The organism is Paracoccaceae bacterium (assembly GCA_019454225.1).
Taxonomy (GTDB): Bacteria; Pseudomonadota; Alphaproteobacteria; order Rhodobacterales; family Rhodobacteraceae.
The window spans coordinates 3,906,571-3,922,834 of record CP075370.1 but is presented as its reverse complement, the minus strand read 5'-3'; the positions used below and the strand labels follow the sequence as shown (position 1 = coordinate 3,922,834).

Here is a 16,264-nt window from a genome sequence, read left to right as displayed (position 1 = left end):
GCAGCATGCTTCGGTCAGGGGAGGGTCCGTCGCATGCCGAAGACTCTGACATAGCCTGCCATGACCGCCTCGCCACATCCGGACACCCAAGTGAACCTACGTCGTCGCACACTTCTTGCTGGCGCGGCCAGCCTGCTTTTTGCCCCGTCCCTCGCACGGCCCGCGCTGGCGGAACCCGTCCTGCCCGAGGGCGCGGCCTTCGATTTCGACGCGCTCAGCGCGATGATGCGGGCGGCGGCGCAGCGCCCGCATGTTCCCCCGGTGCTTGTCGCCGCCGACGGGCTGGCCGCCACCTATGACGCCTGGCGGCGCATCCGCTGGCGGCGCTCGCAGACCCGCTGGTGGGAGGGTGCAGGGGCCGGCGGCTTCGGGCTGCAGGCGTTCGCGCCGGGCTGGCTCTATCGCGAACCCGTGGCGCTGTTCGACGTCACGGACGGCACGGTCCGCCCCCTGACCATGACGGCGGCGGATTTCGAGGATGACGCGGGTCCGCTGGCCGCCGATGGCCGGGCGCTGCCCGGCGTCGCCGGTTTCCGCCTGCTCTATCCGCTGAACGCGGCCGACCGGCAGGACGAACTGGTGGCCTTCCTGGGGGCAAGCTATTTCCGCGCGCTCGGCCAGGGCAGCGCTTACGGGATCAGCGCGCGCGGGCTGGCGCTCGACACCGCGACCGGATCGCCCGAGGAATTTCCGCGTTTCACCGCCTTCTATCTGGAACGCCCGGCCCCCGGCGCGCGGCAGGTGGTGTTCCATGCCAGCCTTGAATCGCCGCGCGTGGCCGGGGCGTTCCGCTTTGCCGTCAGCCCCGGCCCGGCGACCGAGGTCGACGTCACCGCGCGCCTCTATTTCCGTGGCGCGGTCGAGATGCTGGGCATTGGCTGCCTGACTTCGATGCACCTGTTCGACGGCAAGAACCGCGCCGCCTTCGATGATCACCGACCCCGCGTCCATGACAGCGAGGGGCTGGCCATCGTGACCGGGCACGGCGAGGAGATCTGGCGCCCGCTGAACAATCCCGTCCGGCTGTCCCAGTCGCTGTTTGCGGGCACCCCACGGTCCTTCGGCCTGTATCAGCGCGACCGTGACCTTGCCTCCTTCCGCGATCTGGAAGCGCTCTATCACCGCCGCCCCTCTGTCGAGGTCACGCCGCTGTCCGACTGGGGCGATGGCATGGTGCGGCTGGTCGAGATTCCCGCCCCCAACGAAACCGAGGACAACATCGTCGCCGCCTTCGTGCCGGGTGACGGGCGCGTCGGCGCGGGCGAGGCGCGCAGCTATTCATGGCGCCTTCGCTGGGGCGATCTGCCGCCGGAGGGCCGCCTTGCCCGTGCAGTGGTGATGCGGTCGGGCGCGGGCGGGGTCTCGGGCGTCGCCTCGCCCCTCGGCAAGCGCAAGTTCGTGGTCGATTTCGCGGGGCCCGGCCTGCCGCCGCCGCCCGCCGATCCGCAGGCGCCGCCGGTGCTTTCGGCCGACCTGCGTGTGGCCGATGCCGAGATTGTCACCCAGGTGCTGGAACCGCTGTCGGCCGGTGCCGGCTGGCGCCTGACGATCGACCTGCGCGCGACGCCGGGAACGGTCGTCGAAATGTCTGCCCGCCTTATATCCGACGGAACACCGGTCAGCGAGACCTGGGCCTATCAGTGGGTAAGCGCAGCATGATGGACAGGCCCGATCCGCAAGGCTTCGCGCTGGCCCCCACGCCGGTCGATCCGCTTGCGCTGCCCGATGCCCCGCTTGACATGCCGGTGCAGTCGGTGGCCGCGCCGCCGGTACCCTCGTCGCCGGTCCCGCTTCCCGCGCTGCCGTCGCGGACGCTCCGGTTGCGGATCGCGGCCGCCGCGGCCTCGCTGGCCATCGCGGTTGCTGCGGCGGTGCTGGCAATCGCGCCCGGGATCGGCGGCGGTCCCTGGATGATCATGCTGTCGGCGATGCTCGGCCTCTTGATCTTCCTGTGCATCGGCTGGGTCGCCTGGGGCGCGATGGGCGCGCTTTTCGGCGTGATGGCCGGCGCCGCCCCGGTCCCGGCGGCGTCCCGCAGCGATGGTCGCGCGCGCGCCGTCATCGCCATCCCCGTGCATCAGGAAGACCCCGAGGCCCTGGTCCGCCGCATCCGCTCCATGCGCAGTTCCCTGCGCGCCACCGGCCAGTCGCACCGCTTCGATCTGGCGATCCTGTCCGACACCCGCGATCCGGCGATGGCGTTGGCCGAACGCGATGCCGTCTGGCGCCTTCGGTCCGAGGTTCTCGCCCCGGGCGAGGGACGCATCTTCTACCGCCTGCGCGGCGACAACCACGGTCGCAAGGCGGGCAACATGGCGGAATTCCTGCGGCGCTCCGGCGCGGCGTGGGATTTCGTCGTGGTGCTCGACGCCGACAGCCTGATGGCGGGCGACACCCTTGTCGAGATGCTGCGCCGGATCGAGGGCGATCCGGGCCTTGGCCTGCTGCAGACCCTGCCCCGCATCACCGGCGCGCAGACGCTCTTTGCCCGCGCCCAGGCATTTGCCGCCTCGCTCTATGGTCCGGTGCATGCGCGGGGGCTGGCCCGCCTGCAGGGCAACACGGGTCCGTTCTGGGGCCATAACGCGATCTTCCGCACCCGCGCCTTCGCCGCCGCCTGCGGCTTGCCCGATCTGCCCGGCCGGGCGCCGCTTGGCGGGTCCATCCTGTCGCATGACACGATCGAGGCAGCCTTTCTGGCCCGGGCAGGCTGGCGGGTGCGGTTCGACCCCGATCTCGGCGGCTCGTGGGAGGAAACGCCCGAGACGATCATCGACCACGCCCGCCGCGACCGCCGCTGGGCGCAGGGAAACCTGCAGCACCTGGGCCTTGTGCGCGCGGCCGGCCTGCCTTTCTGGAGCAGGCTGCAGATCGTGCAGGGCATCATGGCCTATCTGGCGTCTCCGCTCTGGCTGGCGCTGCTGGTGGTCGCCGCCGCCGACGGCGTGGGGGCTGGCGCGCCATGGGGGCTGACGCTGCTGTCCGCGCTGCTGCTGCTGGCGCCGCGCCTGCTGATCGCGGGGCGCGAGCTCTGGCGCGGCGACTGTCGCGCCTGGGGCGGCCGCAGGGCCTTTGCGCGCTCGGCCGTCACCGAACTCCTGATGTCGGCGCTGATCGCGCCGGTGATGATGCTGTTGCAGACCCGCGCCGTCTGGGCCGTGCTGCGGGGCCGCGATGGCGGATGGCCGCCGCAGCGCCGGTCGGCCGGGGCCGTCGGAATGTCCGATGCCTGGCGCGCGATGCAGCCGGCGGTGCTGGCGGGACTTTCGGCGCTGGCTGCGGGCCTTGCCGTCCCCTCGCTGTTCCCCTGGCTGCTGCCGATCGCCCTGCCGATGGTCGTGTCGCCCTGGCTGGTGGTGGCGCTGTCGCGCAGCGGGCGCGGCCTGCTGTTCCGCTGCCCCACGGCCGATGCCGAACGGCCGCCGGGCCCGGTGGCGCTGGCCGGCGCCCCGCCGCAGCTTCAGCCCCGCCCGGCCTGAGCGTCCTTGGCGCGCAGCCAGTCCGCGACCATCCCGCGCAGCCGTTCGCCCGAGAAGCTGGCGAAATGCCCGCCATGCACCACACGCACCGGCAGCCGCGCGAGCCGTTCCAGCGACGTGCGGTACTGCGCCTGTTCCAGCGGGCTCTCGCCCTCGATCAGTTCGCCGTCATAGATGATGTCGCCGGTGATCAGGATGCCCGTCGCCGCCTCCCACAGCGCGATGCCGCCGGGAGAGTGGCCGGGCGTGTGGATCACCTCGAACCGCCGGTCGCCCAGGTCGATCACGTCGCCGTCCCACAGCAGCCGCGTCGCCGGGGCAGGGGCGATCGTGTAGGTGTCGCTGCGGTAGGGTTCGGGCGGCAGCGTCTCGAAGATCGCGTCGGTCACATACTTGTCGGCCCAGGTGTTCTGCCGTGTCGGCGCCCGCAGCAGATGCGCCTCGGCCGCGTGGCAGGACCGGCAGGGAAATTCGTGGTGGCATCCGATGTGGTCGAAATGCGTGTGGCTTGCCACGGCCTCCAGCGGCCGTTCGGTCACCAGCGGCACCCAGTCGCGCAGGCTGACCACCCCCATGCCCGAATCCACCATCATGTCGCGATCCCGCCCGCGCACATGCCAGATGTTGCAGCGGTACCATTCATGCACCATCGGTTCGTCGATCAGGGTCAGCCCGTCGCTGCCCGGGCGCATGCGCCACCAGTCCTTCGGGTCGATGCGGTTCATGGCGTCTCCAGCGGATGAAGATGGGTGGTGTCTGCCGCCAACTCGATCACATCGCCCGGCCCGGCGTCCATCCCCACCGGCAGCAGCGCCGTCAGTGCCAGGTCGGGCGCGGCCATCGGCAATGCCGTCACCTTGCGATGCGCGCCCTGGAACACCGCCGCCGCGATCCGGCAGCGGCCCGGCACACCGCGGCCGGGGTGCAGGTGTTCGGGTCGCAGCATCAGGGTGGCGCGGCTGGCGTCGGGCCGCCCTGCCTCTCCCAGGTCGCCGATCGCGCTGATCCACCGGCCGCCCGCCACCGTCGCGGGGATCAGGTTCGCCTCGCCCAGGAATGTTGCGGCAAAGCGGCTGCGGGGCGCGCGCCATACGCGCTCGGGCGGCCCCTCGTCCTCGATCCGGCCGGCATTCATCACCACGATGCGGTCGGCGATCGCCATCGCCTCTTCCTGGTCATGCGTCACATGCACGAAGGTCGCGCCGACCCGTCGCTGGATCGTCTTGAGTTCCGCCTGCATCGCCCGCCGCAGCGACAGGTCAAGCGCTCCAAGCGGCTCGTCCAGCAGCAGGACATCCGGCTCCACCGCCAGCGCCCGCGCCAGCGCCACCCGCTGCTTCTGCCCGCCCGACAGGTCGGACGGCCGCTTGCCCCCCTGTCCCGACAGGCCGACAAGCGCCAGCATCTCCTCGCCCCGCGCCACCCGGCGCGCGCGCGGCCAGCCCCGCATCCGCAGCCCGAAGGCCACATTGTCGGCCACCGTCATGTGCGGGAACAGCGCATAGTCCTGAAACACCGTCGTGGTCGGGCGCCGGGCTGCCGGCACGCCGCGCATGTCCCGCCCGTCGATGGTCAACACCCCGTCCGACGGGTCGGCAAAGCCTCCGATGATGTTCAGCAGCGTGGTCTTGCCGCAGCCGGACGGGCCCAGCAGCACCGCATATTCCCCCGCTTCGACCGTCAGGTCGATACCCGCAAGCGCCGTTGCCTGGCCATAGCGGCGCGTCAGACCCGTTGCCTCGATCCGCGCCGTCATCGCCGCCTCATCCCCAGTTCGACCGCCAGGAACGCCAGCGCCGAGACCAGGAACACCAGGCTTCCCACCGCATTGGTGCGCGGGTTCAGGCCGCCCCGCAGCAGCGACCAGATCTCGACCGGAAGGGTCGTGTCGAACCGTGACAGCAGGAAGGCGATGATGAACTCGTCCCAGGAAAACGTGACCGACAGCAGGAAGGCCGCCAGCAGCGCGGGCGCGATCATCGGCGCCGTCACCAGCCACATGATGCGCAGGTCCGAGGCGCCCAGGTCGCGTGCCGCGCGTTCCGCCTGCGCCTCGCCCGGCCCCAGCGCCGCGGCGCAGATCACAAGGCAGAGCGGCGCATTGATCACCGTGTGGCCGATGCCGACGGTCCAGAGCGACAGGCCCGTGCCCATCAGGTTGAAGCTCGCCAGCAGCCCGAGCCCGATCACCAGGTAGCTGACCGACAGCGGCGCCACCATCGCCCCGCGCATCAGCGCAGCCCCCGGCAGCCGTGCCGTGACAAAGGCCCGCGCCGCCAGGAACCCCAGCGTCAGCGCGGCCAGCGACGACAGCACCGCCACTGCCAGCGAATGCGCCAGCGCGCCCATCAGCCGGCCATCCGCCAGCACGGCAGCGTGCCAGCGCAGCGTCACGCCGCGCAGCGGCGGCACCGGCAACCGACCGTCCTGGAACGAAAAAAGCACCAGCACGGCGACCGGAAGGAAGATGAAGCCATAGATCAGCGCCATGTATCCGGCGGCCAGCGCATAGCGGGTCATCGTGGCCCCCGCATGAAACGCGCCGAACACAGATAGGCGATCGTCACCGCCGCCATCAGCACCAGCGACAGCGCCGAGGCCGCTGCGATGTCGCCCCGCCGCCCCAGTTGCAGCATGATCAGCTGCGGCAGCGCCAGGTCACGCCCCCCGCCCAGGATCTGCGGCGTCACATAGTCGCCGATGCACAGCGCAAAGGTCAGGAAGGCCCCGGTCGCCACTCCGGGCAGCGCCAGCGGCCAGACCACGTGCCGGAACGTGGCGACCGGTCCGGCACCCAGATCGGCGGCCGCCCGCTTCAGGTTCGGCGGCAGGCGCACCAGGCTTGCATAGATCGTCAGTGCCAGCAGCATCGTGAAGAAATGCGTGAAGCCGATCACCACCGCCGCGCGCGAGTTCGACAGCGCCAGCGCGGGCAGTCCCAGCCCCTCAAGCCAACCGTTCAGAACCCCCTGCCGGGCCAGCACCAGAGACCAGGCGTAGGATCGCACGACGTAGGACGTCCAGAACGGCACCACCGCCAGTGCCAGCGCCAGCCGCTGCCAGCGCGCGGGCACCATCTCGGCCACGATCCAGGCCAGCGGATAGGCCAGCGCCACCGACAGCAGCGTGACCGTCGCCGCGATCTCCAGCGAATTCAGGAAGGCGCCCAGATATTCGGGGCTGTTCCACATCGCGGCATAGGCGGCCAGCCCGCCCGGCCGCAGGCTGGTCAGTGCCATCACCGCCAGCGGCAACAGGAAGAACGCCGCCGTCCAGGCCGCAAGCGGCAGCACCAGCCCGGCGGCCCGCACCCGGTCGGCGGCCTCGATGCTGCGGCGCGCCGTCATCGCGCAGCCCCTGCCGCACCGCCCGCACCCCGAACCGGCCGACAGCGCGCCGCCCGCCCCGATCCTGCGGCAAGGAAGCGGGGCACCCCCATAGCCCGGGCCGCGATCGCCGCGGCCCTTGCCCTATCGCGCAAGGAACCGCGTCCAGACATCCTGCATCAGCGCGTCAAGCTCGGCGTCCGGCGCGGGGTAAAGCTGCGCCCGCGCCAGATAGGCCGCCTGGTCGTCCCAGCGCAGCGCCCGTTTCTGGTCATCGCTCAGCACCGTGCCCGCCGCCGCGTTGGCCGGCATCGCCCAGTAGCACGACGACGTGGCCAGCGCCGCCTGACCCTCGGGTGACAGCACATGCTTCACGAACTCGACCGCCAGGTCCTTCTTCTCCGACGTGGCGAACACCCCGATCGACTGCGACCACCGCACCGCGCCCTGATCGGGGATCATCCAGTCCAGATCGGGGTTCTCGGCCGTCAGGCCGGCGGTCACCCACTCGCCGCCGCCCACCAGGATATCAACCTCGCCCGTCGCGATGGCCGTCTGGCTGGCCACGACCTCGCCCACCGATGCCGCGCTGTCCTTCAGCTTCAGCAGCGCCTCCTCGATCGCGGGCAGGTCGGCGGCGCTCAGCTCGGCCGTCTTCAGCCCAAGCCCGGCGGCGACCATCCCCATCACCGGCAGGTAGTAGTCATAGACCGCCAGCCGCCCGGCAAACGCGCCCGACCACAGCCGCGTCATGTCGGCAAGGTCGGCCTGCGTCACCTTCTGCTTGTTGAAGGACACCGTGTTGTAGCCGAACTTCTCCGAGATCGCCCAGGTCTGGCCGTCGATGACATGGTTCTCGGCCATCACCAGTTCGGGGAACAGCGTGTCATAGGGCAACTGCTCCACCGGCAGCGGCGCCAGGATGCCCAGCCCCACCGCACGCGGCACGTCGATGCCGTCGATCACCAGCACGTCCCAGTCGCCCGGCCGCGACTGTTCGATGATCGACAGCGCCGCGCCCGTGCCTTCGTATTCCTTCAGGTTCACCTTCACGCCGTGCTTCGCCTCGAAGGGCGCGATCAGCGCGGGGTCCGTATGGTCGCACCACACCAGTGCGTTCAGGTCCTGCCCGGCGGCGGGCGCGGCAAGCGCCGCCAGAAGGGCGAGCGCGGAGGTCGTCGTTCTCATGGCTGTCTCCCTTTGGATGGTCGAGTATAGCGCGGTTTCAGTCCGCGTCGCGCCGCAGCGGCATCGTCATGCAATGCGCCGATCCGCCGCCATGCGCGAACAGCCGCAGGTCGGGGTCCAGCACCGTCAGCCCCTCGGCCCGCAGGGCGGCATTGGTGGCGGCCGAATGGCGCGGCGACAGCACGCGCCCCCCGCCCAGCGCCAGCACGTTGCAGGCCATGTCCTCCATCGCCGCGCGATAGCCCGTGTCGATCAGCCGGATCTGCCGGTCGCGGCACCACGCGGTGAAACTGTCGGGCAGCGCGTCGAGACAGGCCAGTGCAAGCCCCGGCGCCGCCATGGAAAATATCACGTCCAGATGCAGGAAATGGTCGTCGAAGGGCACCACCGCCACGTCCCAGCCTTCGCCCCGCAGCCAGCCCGCAAACTGCTCCGCCCCCGCCGCCGAGGTGCGTCCGCCGCTGCTGCCGATGGCGGCAAGGCCAGGCCGGATCAGGTGGATGTCACCGCCCTCCACCGTGCCCTGCGTGGCCATGCGCCACATCGACCCGTAGAATTCCAGGATCGCCGCATATTCCCCGCGCCGCTGCGGCATCGCCAGCATGGTCAGCGCAGGCCCCCCCGGGCAGACCTGCGAGGAATCGCGGGTATAGACCTGATAGGGCAGCCCCGCCTCCGGCGTCAGGTAGTGGCAGGCCACCCCCGCCTGCCGCAGGGCGTCCTCGAACTCGCCGTATTCGGCATCCAGCGCGGCGCGATCCATCGGCCGCCCCGCCGCCAGCGTGGCGCGGGCGATCGCGTTGGTGGGGATCCAGCCGTAGTGATCCGGACGGCACAGAAGAACATCCCGCAGCCGTCCGGTCTCGGTATCCAGGGTCCAGGTCATGGCGCCTTCGTTCCGTGAGTGCCCGTCATGTTGCGGGGCAGGGGATGCTGCGGTAAAGCCGGAATGAACCGCAGTTGACTTCGGAAATTTCGGAGTATCCCGATGCCCGCGCCCGGCCTTTCGGATGCCGACCTGCGCCACCTGCGCACCTTTGCCGGGGTAGCGGCGGCGGGCGGTTTCGCGCAGGCCACGGTGACGCTGGGCCTTTCGCTGTCCACGATCTCGGGGCAGGTCAAGGCGCTGGAAGACAGGCTTGGCCTGACGCTCTGCGCCCGCGGCCGCGCCGGTTTCCGGCTGACCGAGGCGGGCCGGACGGTCCTGGCCGAGGCCCGCACGCTGATCGCCGCCTCTGACGGTTTCGCGGCCCGGGTCGCCGGCCTGCGCGACCGGCTGGCGGGGCCGGTGCGCATCGGCATGCTCGATGCGACCCTGACCGATCCTGCCGCCCGGCTGACCGAGGCGGTCGCGGCCTTTGCCGCCGCCGCGCCCGAGGCCGAGCTGACGCTGGTCGCGCGCCCGCCCGACGAACTTCTGCGCGCCGTCAGCGAGGCGACGCTCGACGCGGCCGTGGGCAGCTTTCCCCGCGTGGCGCTGGGCCTCGACTATGCCGATCTCTACCGCGAACGGCAGCAGTTCCACGCCGGTGCCGGGCATCCGCTGTTCGCAACCCCCGATGCCGAGATCGACTTCGAGGCGGTGCGCCGCCACCGCATCGTCGCCCGCAGCTACTGGGGCGCCCGCGACGTCAAGGCCTTCGCGGGCACCCGCGTGGGCGCCGTCGTCGACGGGATGGAGGCCGAGGCGGTCCTGATCCTGTCGGGCGGGTTCCTGGGCTACCTGCCGGTTCACTACGCCGCGCCGCATGTGGCAGCGGGCCGGATGCGGGCCATCGCCCCCGCCCGCTTCGCCTATACCGCCCCGTTCCAGCTGGCCTGGCGCCCCGACCGCGCCGCCCTGCCGCGCGTCGCGGCGCTGCTGCGCGCGATCCTGCTCGCCCACGGCCGCGCCGTTCCGCCGTCGCTGGCGGCGGGCGGCCGCGCTACTGCGGCTGGAAACCCGCGATCAGCCGCCGCAGCCCGACCAGCGCGCCCACCGCAATCGCCGCCAGCGTGACCGGCCCCGACCAGGCCAGCGTGGCAAAGCCCGTCACCCCCTGGCCCACCGAACAGCCCATCGCGACCACGCCGCCCACGCCCATCAGCGCCGCGCCGCCCACCTGGCGGCCCAGTTCCCGCGGGTCCTCGCAGGCTTCCCAGCGGAACATGCCGCGCATCGTCGATCCGATCAGCGCGCCCAGCATCACGCCCGCCACCGATCCTACCGAAAAGGTGATCCCCCCGGCGGTCGAGGTCATCAGGAACATCAGCGTGCGCCCGACGGGCGCGGTAAAGCTCGGCCCCTCGACCGCGATGGCGCCAAGGCTCTGCTCGGCCACCCAGGTGGTGCCCGCCATCGCGCCCGCCACCGCCAGCCCCGCCACGACACCCCATCCGATCATGTGCGGCCGCGCGCGCAGCGGCGCATGCGACAGCGCCCAGGCCAGCAGCCCCAGCGCGATGGCCGCCGCCCCCGCCATCGCGGGCACCCCGGCCAGCGCCAGCGTCGCGGCGATGCCCTGCGGCGCCGTGGCCGTCTCCTGCGGGAACAGGGCGATGCGCAGCGGCGCCAGCGGCCCCGACAGTGCGATGAAGCCGAACAGTCCCATCACCACCACGACCACCAGCGACCGCAGGTCGCCGCCGCCAAAGCGCACCAGCGCGCCAAAGCCGCAGTTCCCCGCCATCGCCATGCCATAGCCGAACACCAGCCCGCCCGCGATGCTGGCCAGCGGGTCCCAGGCGATGTCATGATAGAACGTGCCGCCCAGGTCGATCAGCCCCGCGGCCGCGCCGGCCTGCGTGCCCAGGATCGCCACCGCCAGAACCACCCCCCACAGCCGCAGGCGCCGCTGGTCCTGCCCCCAGACGGCGGTTTCCAGCGCGCCCAGCGTGCAGAAATCACCCAGCCGCGCCGCCAGCCCCAGTGCCAGCCCGGCCCCGAGGCCCACCAGTGCCGCCAGCACCCCGAAGGACAGTCCATCCATCGCGTCGCTCCTCCACAGGACCGGGCTGCGCCCCGCGCATCCGGCCGGTTCCCCCCGGTCTCACGCCGGTTTGCAGTACAGCCTCGCCAGCAGCGCCACGGTCTCGCGCACCTTCGGATCGAGGATCGAATAGAAGATCGCCTGGCCATCGCGCCGCGCCTGTACCAGCCCCTCCAGCCGCAGCCGGGCAAGCTGCTGGCTGACCGCCGCCTGCCGCTGGTCCAGCAGGTTCTCAAGCTCGGTCACGCTCTTCGCGCCCGAGATCAGGTGGCACAGGATCATCAGCCGACCCTCGTGCCCCAGCGCCTTCAGGAACCCCGCGGCATGCTCGGCCCTATCCACCAGCCCGGCGACGGAATCGTCCTCCAGCGGTCCCTCCAGCGGCACGATCGCCCTCCCGGCGTGCGGCGGTTGCCGCATCTTCACATCGAAAGATGCTAATCTTCTTTGCCCGGCCTGCCTAGCCTGATCGGCATCGCCCGACCCGTCCGCCCGCCTGCCCCCGCCTCGGCGGTTGCAACCGCGGCCCTGTCCGGGTCAACATGGTGTCCGGAACCTGCCGGAAAGGAACCCCGGATGATTGCGGCCCTTCGACCTGGCATGCTGGCCCTGGCGGTGTCCGCTGCCCCGGTTTCGGCCGAAGGCTTTGGCGATGTTCTTCGCGGTGGCGATGTTTTTGAACGGGAGTGCGGTGCGTGTCATGAGATCGGGTCCGGGGCGTCGAACCGTGTGGGTCCGCATCTGAACGATCTTTTCGGGCGTCGGGCGGGGAGCGTGGCGTTCCGCTATTCGGCGTCGCTGTCGCGGATGGGGGCGGATGGCCTGGTCTGGACGCTGGAGACGCTGGACGCCTATGTGGAGAACCCGCGGACGCTGGTGTCGGGCACGCGGATGAGCTACCGGGGGCTGAAGGACGCGGGGCGCCGGGCGGACCTGATGGCCTATCTGCGCAGCGCCACGGCCTCGCCGGCCGACATTCCGGAATCGGCGCCGACGGCGCGGCCGACGATGCCGAACCTGCCGCCGGCGGTCCTGGCGATCGTGGGGGATGCGGATTACGGGGAATACCTGTCGTCGGAATGCACGACCTGCCACCTGCGCGACGGCGGCGATGCGGGGATTCCGGCGATCACCGGCTGGCCTGAGGAGGATTTCGTGGTGGCGATGCATGCCTACCGGCAGAAGCTGCGGCCGCATCCGGTGATGCAGATGATGGCGGGTCGGCTGTCGGACGAGGAGATCGCGGCGCTGGCCGCCTATTTCGCGAAGCTCGAGTGAGGAACCCGGCCCGGCTGCGTGTCGCGCATCCGGCCCATGTCGCAACGGGAGGAGACCGACATGAGACTGAACCGCCGTCTGTTTATGGGTACGACGCTGTCGGCCGGCGCGGCGCTGGCCGCGCCGGCGGTGCTGGGCCAGGGCAAGCCCCGGGTCGTGGTGATCGGCGGGGGCGCGGGGGGTGCGACCGCGGCGCGCTATCTGGCCGCCGACAGCGCCGGGGCGATCGAGGTGACGCTGGTCGAGGCGAACCCGGTCTACACGACCTGCTTCTTCTCGAACCTCTATCTCGGGGGGTTCCATGCCTTCGAGGACCTGCAGCACGGCTATGAGCGTCTGGCGGCGGGGGGCGTGACGGTGGTCAACGACCTGGCGACCGGGGTGGACCGCGACGCGCGGACGGTGACGCTGGCGGGGGGCCAGGTGCTGCCCTGGGACCGGCTGGTGCTGTCGCCGGGGATCGACTTTGCCGAGGGCGCGGTGCCGGGCTGGAGCACGGCGGATGCCGAGGTGATGCCGCATGCCTACAAGGCCGGGCCGCAGACGCAGCTGCTGAAGGCGCAGGTCGAGGCGATGCCGCAGGGCGGGGTCTTCGCGATGGTGGCGCCGCCCAACCCCTACCGCTGCCCGCCGGGCCCCTACGAGCGGATCAGCATGGTGGCGCATGTGCTGAAGGGGCGGAACCCGACGGCCAAGATCATGGTGCTGGACCCGAAGGAGAACTTCTCGAAGAAGGCGCTGTTCGAGGAGGGCTGGGGGCGGCACTACCCGGGCATGGTGGAATGGATCGGCCCGGACTTCGGCGGCGGCAAGGTCGAGGTGCGTCCGGCCACGATGGAGGTCGTGGTGGATGGCGAGGTGACGAAGGTGGACTGCTGCAACGTGATCCCCGGGCAGCGCGCCGGGGCGATCGCGGCGGCGGCGGGGGTGACGGCGGACAGCGGCTGGGCGCCGGTGGAACCCGACAGCATGCGGTCGAAGGCGGACGGCAATGTCTGGGTGCTGGGCGATGCCTCGGCGCAGGGCGACATGCCGAAGTCGGGCTTCTCGGCCAACAGCCAGGCCAAGGTGGCGGCGATGGCGATCCGGGGCGAGCTGACCGGCAGCCGGGTGTTCCCGGCGCGCTACACCAACACCTGCTGGTCGCTGATCGCGCCCGAGGACGGGGTGAAGGTGGGCGCGGCCTACGAACCCACCCCGGAAAAGATCGCCAGCGTCTCGAGCTTCATCAGCCAGACCGGCGAGGACGCCGCCCTGCGCCGCGCCACCTACGAGGAAAGCCTCGGCTGGTACGCAGGCATCACCGCCGACATGTTCGGCTGATCCACCACACCCCCCCCGGCCCCCGCGGCCGGGGGGGGCGGTACGGGTGTCGGGACGGATGCCATACGCCCGCGGGACGCGGGCCGTACCGAAAACCGACGCCCGGCTGCCCTACCGGTTGCGGCAGCCGGGCACGTTCAGGTCGCGGCAGAAATAGCCCGCGGCGCCGCCGACCACGGCGCCGGTCAGGGGGCTTCCGCCCGTCACATCGGCGATCACGGCCCCGCCGGCGGCACCGGCCAGCCCCCGCTCGACATCGCTGGACAGGCAGCCCGAAAGGCCGAGGACGAGGGCGGACATGACAAGAACGGAACGGATCGGCATGGCGTGATCTCCTCTGCGGGCGGTGGCGGGATGCCTTCGGGACAACGCGCGCGCCCGCATCGCGGTTCCGGCCGTCGCCCCGTCCGCAGGCGCGGCGGTTCTGTCGCAGGCCGCAGGGCATTGAAACAACAGGATTTCGGCTGCGTCCGGGCGGCGGAAATCCGCCCGTCCCGCTCCCTTGCCCCGCTCCCTTGCCGCGCGCCGCGCGCCGCGCCAGACTGGGCGGAACCAAGGGGGCAAGGTCGGGGCCGACGCGAGGTGCGGCTTGCACAGGCCCTCGCCGACTGCCCCGAAGCGGAGCCCTGGACATGCGCCTGACCCTGCCGGCCGCCCTTGCCGCCTTCGCCATCCCGGGCCTATCGGTTGCCGAGAGCGCCGGCCCCTGCCTGCTGCGGGCCGCCGCGCCCGGGGTCGCGCAGCCCCCGCCCCGGTGGCGGACCCGGTGATGCGGCATGTGGTGGTGATGGGCGTCTGCGGCTGCGGCAAGTCCACCCTCGGCGCCGCGCTGGCCCGCCATCTCGGCGCGGTGTTCCTCGAGGGCGACGACCTGCATCCGCCCGGAAACCGCGCGCGGATGGCGGCGGGCATTCCGCTGACCGATGCCGACCGCGCACCCTGGCTGGCCGCGCTGGCCGACCGTCTGGCGGTATCGCCCGGCCCGGTCGTGCTGTCCTGTTCGGCGCTGCGCCGGACCTACCGCGACCGGCTGAGCGCCGCAGGACCGCTGGTCTTCGTGCATCTCGCGCCGCCCGTCGCGGTGCTGCGCGACCGGATGGCGCTGCGGCAGGACCATTTCATGCCGCCCGCGCTGCTGGACAGCCAGCTTGCCACGCTGGAGCCCCTGATGCCCGACGAGCGCGGCTTCACCCTGACCTCGGCCGAGCCGCCCGACCGGCTTGCCGCCGCCGCGCTGGCCGCCCTGGCGGGCTGACCGGGGCGGCTATTCCGTCGATCCGGCGGCGCGGAACGCGCCCTTGTGCCGGCTGGCGCGGCCCCAGAGGTCGGCGCCCTCGGCCCGCGCGGCGTCATGGCCCGCCATGGCGAACACGCGGTCGGCCTCGGCCCGGGCGGTTTCCAGCACCGCATCCGCGTCCAGCGTCGCGACCTGCCGCGCCTCCATGATCACCCGGCCGTCCACCACGACCGTGTCCACATCCGCCGCCCCGGCGAAATGCGTGATCCGGTTCAGCGCCATGACCGGCGGCCACAGGTGCGGCCTGCGCCCGTCCAGCAGCACGATATCGGCCTTCTTGCCCGGCTCGATCGAGCCGAGGTCGCGCTCGAGCCCGATCGCGCGCGCCGCGTCGATCGTGCACATCTCCAGCACCTTGCCCTCGGGCAGCACGGCGGCATCGCGGAAATGGCGGCGGTGGTAGTGCATGGCCTGCGCCATGTGGCGGAACATGTCATGCCCCCGGTCCGGCGCCCCGGCATCCGACGCGATGCAGACGTTGATGCCCGCCTCGATCAGTTCGGGCACCGGGCAGCGCCCGCTGATCGACATGATGGCCGAGGGGTTGTGGATGATGCTGGCGCCGGTTGCGCGCAGCGCGGCGAAATCCTCGGGCGTCAGGTCGATGCTGTGGCCAAGCGCCGCGCGCGGCGACAGGATGCCCAGATCCTGCGCCACGGCCACCGATCCCGACCGGTGCCCGTCCTGCGTCAGGATCACGCCGGTGGCGTCCTGCATGGCCCGCACCGCCCGCGACATCGCGCGGATCTCGGCGTCATGCGCCGCCAGGTGCTCGGCCGTATAGACCGGCATGGTCAGCGCCACGCCGGTCCGTTCCGCCAGCACGTCGTCGTGCCGCGCGATCAGGTCGGCCGACACCGCCATCTGCGTGTCGAAGGACACCGCGCGCCGGTCCGGCCCGAAATGCAGCGGGAACGGCAGGCGCCCCGGCCCGACCGCAAGGATCGTGCGCAGGCCGGATGCCCGTGTCACCGCGCAATGCGCGTCGCCCGCCTCGGCGGTGTCGGTCCGCATCACGTCGGCGCCGCCGCCCAGCAGCGTCATCGCCGTCGTCACGCCCGACTGGATACGCTCCAGCTGCGCCAGCTGCGCCTCGGCCCGCCAGAATTCGGGCGTCGCCACGCCCGCGTAGATGTCGGCGCAGATGCGGAACCACAGGTCGCCGTCGCCATCCCCCGCCGCCCGGACAAGCCCGTGGCCCGCGTGGGAATGCGCGTCGATCAGGCCGGGCAGGGCGATCAGCCCGGGCCGGTCGATCCGGCGGCGCGCGGCAGGGGCCGGGCCGGTGCCCAGGGCCGCGATCCGGTCGCCGTCCACCGCGATCCAGCCGTCCTCCAGCACCCGCCGCGACGGATCGACCGTAACGACCGTCGCACAGCACAGCACCAGGTCATGCACGACCCC

At 71.8% G+C, this 16,264-nt stretch carries 16 protein-coding genes; 6 read left to right on the top strand and 10 right to left on the bottom strand.

The window, feature by feature from the left end; genetic code table 11:
- The first annotated feature begins 60 nt into the window (after positions 1-60).
- Positions 61-1,659 carry a glucan biosynthesis protein G gene (locus KF887_18625; GenBank protein QYK41355.1) on the top strand — a complete coding sequence of 533 codons (1,599 nt, stop codon included), beginning with the start codon at positions 61-63 and terminating at the stop codon, positions 1,657-1,659.
- Positions 1,641-3,479, top strand: coding sequence for a glucans biosynthesis glucosyltransferase MdoH (mdoH, locus tag KF887_18620; GenBank protein QYK41354.1), 1,839 nt, complete (start codon positions 1,641-1,643; stop codon positions 3,477-3,479). The genes KF887_18625 and mdoH overlap by 19 nt, the downstream gene beginning before the upstream one ends.
- Here the strand turns inward: mdoH and KF887_18615 are convergent.
- From KF887_18615 to KF887_18590, 6 genes are all read right to left on the bottom strand, one after another.
- Positions 3,461-4,204: an MBL fold metallo-hydrolase gene (locus KF887_18615; GenBank protein ID QYK41353.1), complete on the bottom strand. Its 744-nt coding sequence runs from the start codon at positions 4,202-4,204 to the stop codon at positions 3,461-3,463. The two genes, mdoH and KF887_18615, sit on opposite strands and share 19 nt — an antisense overlap.
- Positions 4,201-5,235 carry an ABC transporter ATP-binding protein gene (locus tag KF887_18610; protein ID QYK41352.1) on the bottom strand — a complete coding sequence of 345 codons (1,035 nt, stop codon included), beginning with the start codon at positions 5,233-5,235 and terminating at the stop codon, positions 4,201-4,203. Before KF887_18610 ends, KF887_18615 begins: the two co-directional genes overlap by 4 nt.
- Positions 5,232-5,999: an ABC transporter permease gene (locus KF887_18605; protein ID QYK41351.1), complete on the bottom strand. Its 768-nt coding sequence runs from the start codon at positions 5,997-5,999 to the stop codon at positions 5,232-5,234. Before KF887_18605 ends, KF887_18610 begins: the two co-directional genes overlap by 4 nt.
- On the bottom strand, positions 5,996-6,826 hold the full coding sequence (locus KF887_18600) for an ABC transporter permease (protein ID QYK41350.1): 831 nt from the start codon (positions 6,824-6,826) through the stop codon (positions 5,996-5,998). Before KF887_18600 ends, KF887_18605 begins: the two co-directional genes overlap by 4 nt.
- A 123-nt stretch (positions 6,827-6,949) precedes the next feature.
- On the bottom strand, positions 6,950-7,993 hold the full coding sequence (locus KF887_18595) for an extracellular solute-binding protein (GenBank protein ID QYK41349.1): 1,044 nt from the start codon (positions 7,991-7,993) through the stop codon (positions 6,950-6,952).
- Positions 7,994-8,030: 37 nt separating this feature from the next.
- Positions 8,031-8,879 (bottom strand): hypothetical protein, encoded by an 849-nt coding sequence (locus KF887_18590; protein QYK41348.1) that lies wholly within the window; start codon positions 8,877-8,879, stop codon positions 8,031-8,033.
- Between the two features lie 102 nt (positions 8,880-8,981).
- Between KF887_18590 and KF887_18585 the strand changes: the two genes are divergently transcribed.
- Positions 8,982-9,992, top strand: a complete 1,011-nt coding sequence (locus KF887_18585) for a LysR family transcriptional regulator (GenBank protein ID QYK41347.1) — start codon at positions 8,982-8,984, stop codon at positions 9,990-9,992.
- On the opposite strand, the gene KF887_18580 is transcribed toward KF887_18585, so the two are convergent.
- Both KF887_18580 and KF887_18575 read right to left on the bottom strand, forming a co-directional pair.
- Entirely contained in the window at positions 9,919-10,962 is a 1,044-nt protein-coding gene (locus tag KF887_18580) for a YeeE/YedE family protein (GenBank protein QYK41346.1), read from the bottom strand. The genes KF887_18585 and KF887_18580 overlap by 74 nt on opposite strands.
- Before the next feature lie 60 nt (positions 10,963-11,022).
- Entirely contained in the window at positions 11,023-11,382 is a 360-nt protein-coding gene (locus tag KF887_18575; GenBank protein QYK41345.1) for a helix-turn-helix transcriptional regulator, read from the bottom strand.
- Positions 11,383-11,538: 156 nt separating this feature from the next.
- On the opposite strand from KF887_18575, the gene KF887_18570 reads away from it, so the two are divergent.
- Both KF887_18570 and KF887_18565 read left to right on the top strand, forming a co-directional pair.
- Positions 11,539-12,240 carry a c-type cytochrome gene (locus KF887_18570; GenBank protein QYK41344.1) on the top strand — a complete coding sequence of 234 codons (702 nt, stop codon included), beginning with the start codon at positions 11,539-11,541 and terminating at the stop codon, positions 12,238-12,240.
- 60 nt (positions 12,241-12,300) lie between these two features.
- On the top strand, positions 12,301-13,563 hold the full coding sequence (locus tag KF887_18565) for an FAD-dependent oxidoreductase (GenBank protein QYK41343.1): 1,263 nt from the start codon (positions 12,301-12,303) through the stop codon (positions 13,561-13,563).
- Between the two features lie 111 nt (positions 13,564-13,674).
- Here KF887_18565 and KF887_18560 read toward each other — a convergent pair whose 3' ends face one another.
- Positions 13,675-13,887: a hypothetical protein gene (locus KF887_18560; GenBank protein ID QYK41342.1), complete on the bottom strand. Its 213-nt coding sequence runs from the start codon at positions 13,885-13,887 to the stop codon at positions 13,675-13,677.
- A 445-nt stretch (positions 13,888-14,332) separates the two neighbouring features.
- Here KF887_18560 and KF887_18555 point away from each other — a divergent pair, with 445 nt between their 5' ends.
- A complete protein-coding gene (locus tag KF887_18555) occupies positions 14,333-14,818 on the top strand; it encodes a gluconokinase (GenBank protein ID QYK41341.1) in 486 nt (161 codons plus the stop codon).
- A 9-nt stretch (positions 14,819-14,827) separates the two neighbouring features.
- Here KF887_18555 and KF887_18550 read toward each other — a convergent pair whose 3' ends face one another.
- Positions 14,828-16,258 (bottom strand): amidohydrolase family protein, encoded by a 1,431-nt coding sequence (locus KF887_18550; protein QYK43652.1) that lies wholly within the window; start codon positions 16,256-16,258, stop codon positions 14,828-14,830.
- Between the last annotated feature and the right edge of the window lie 6 nt (positions 16,259-16,264).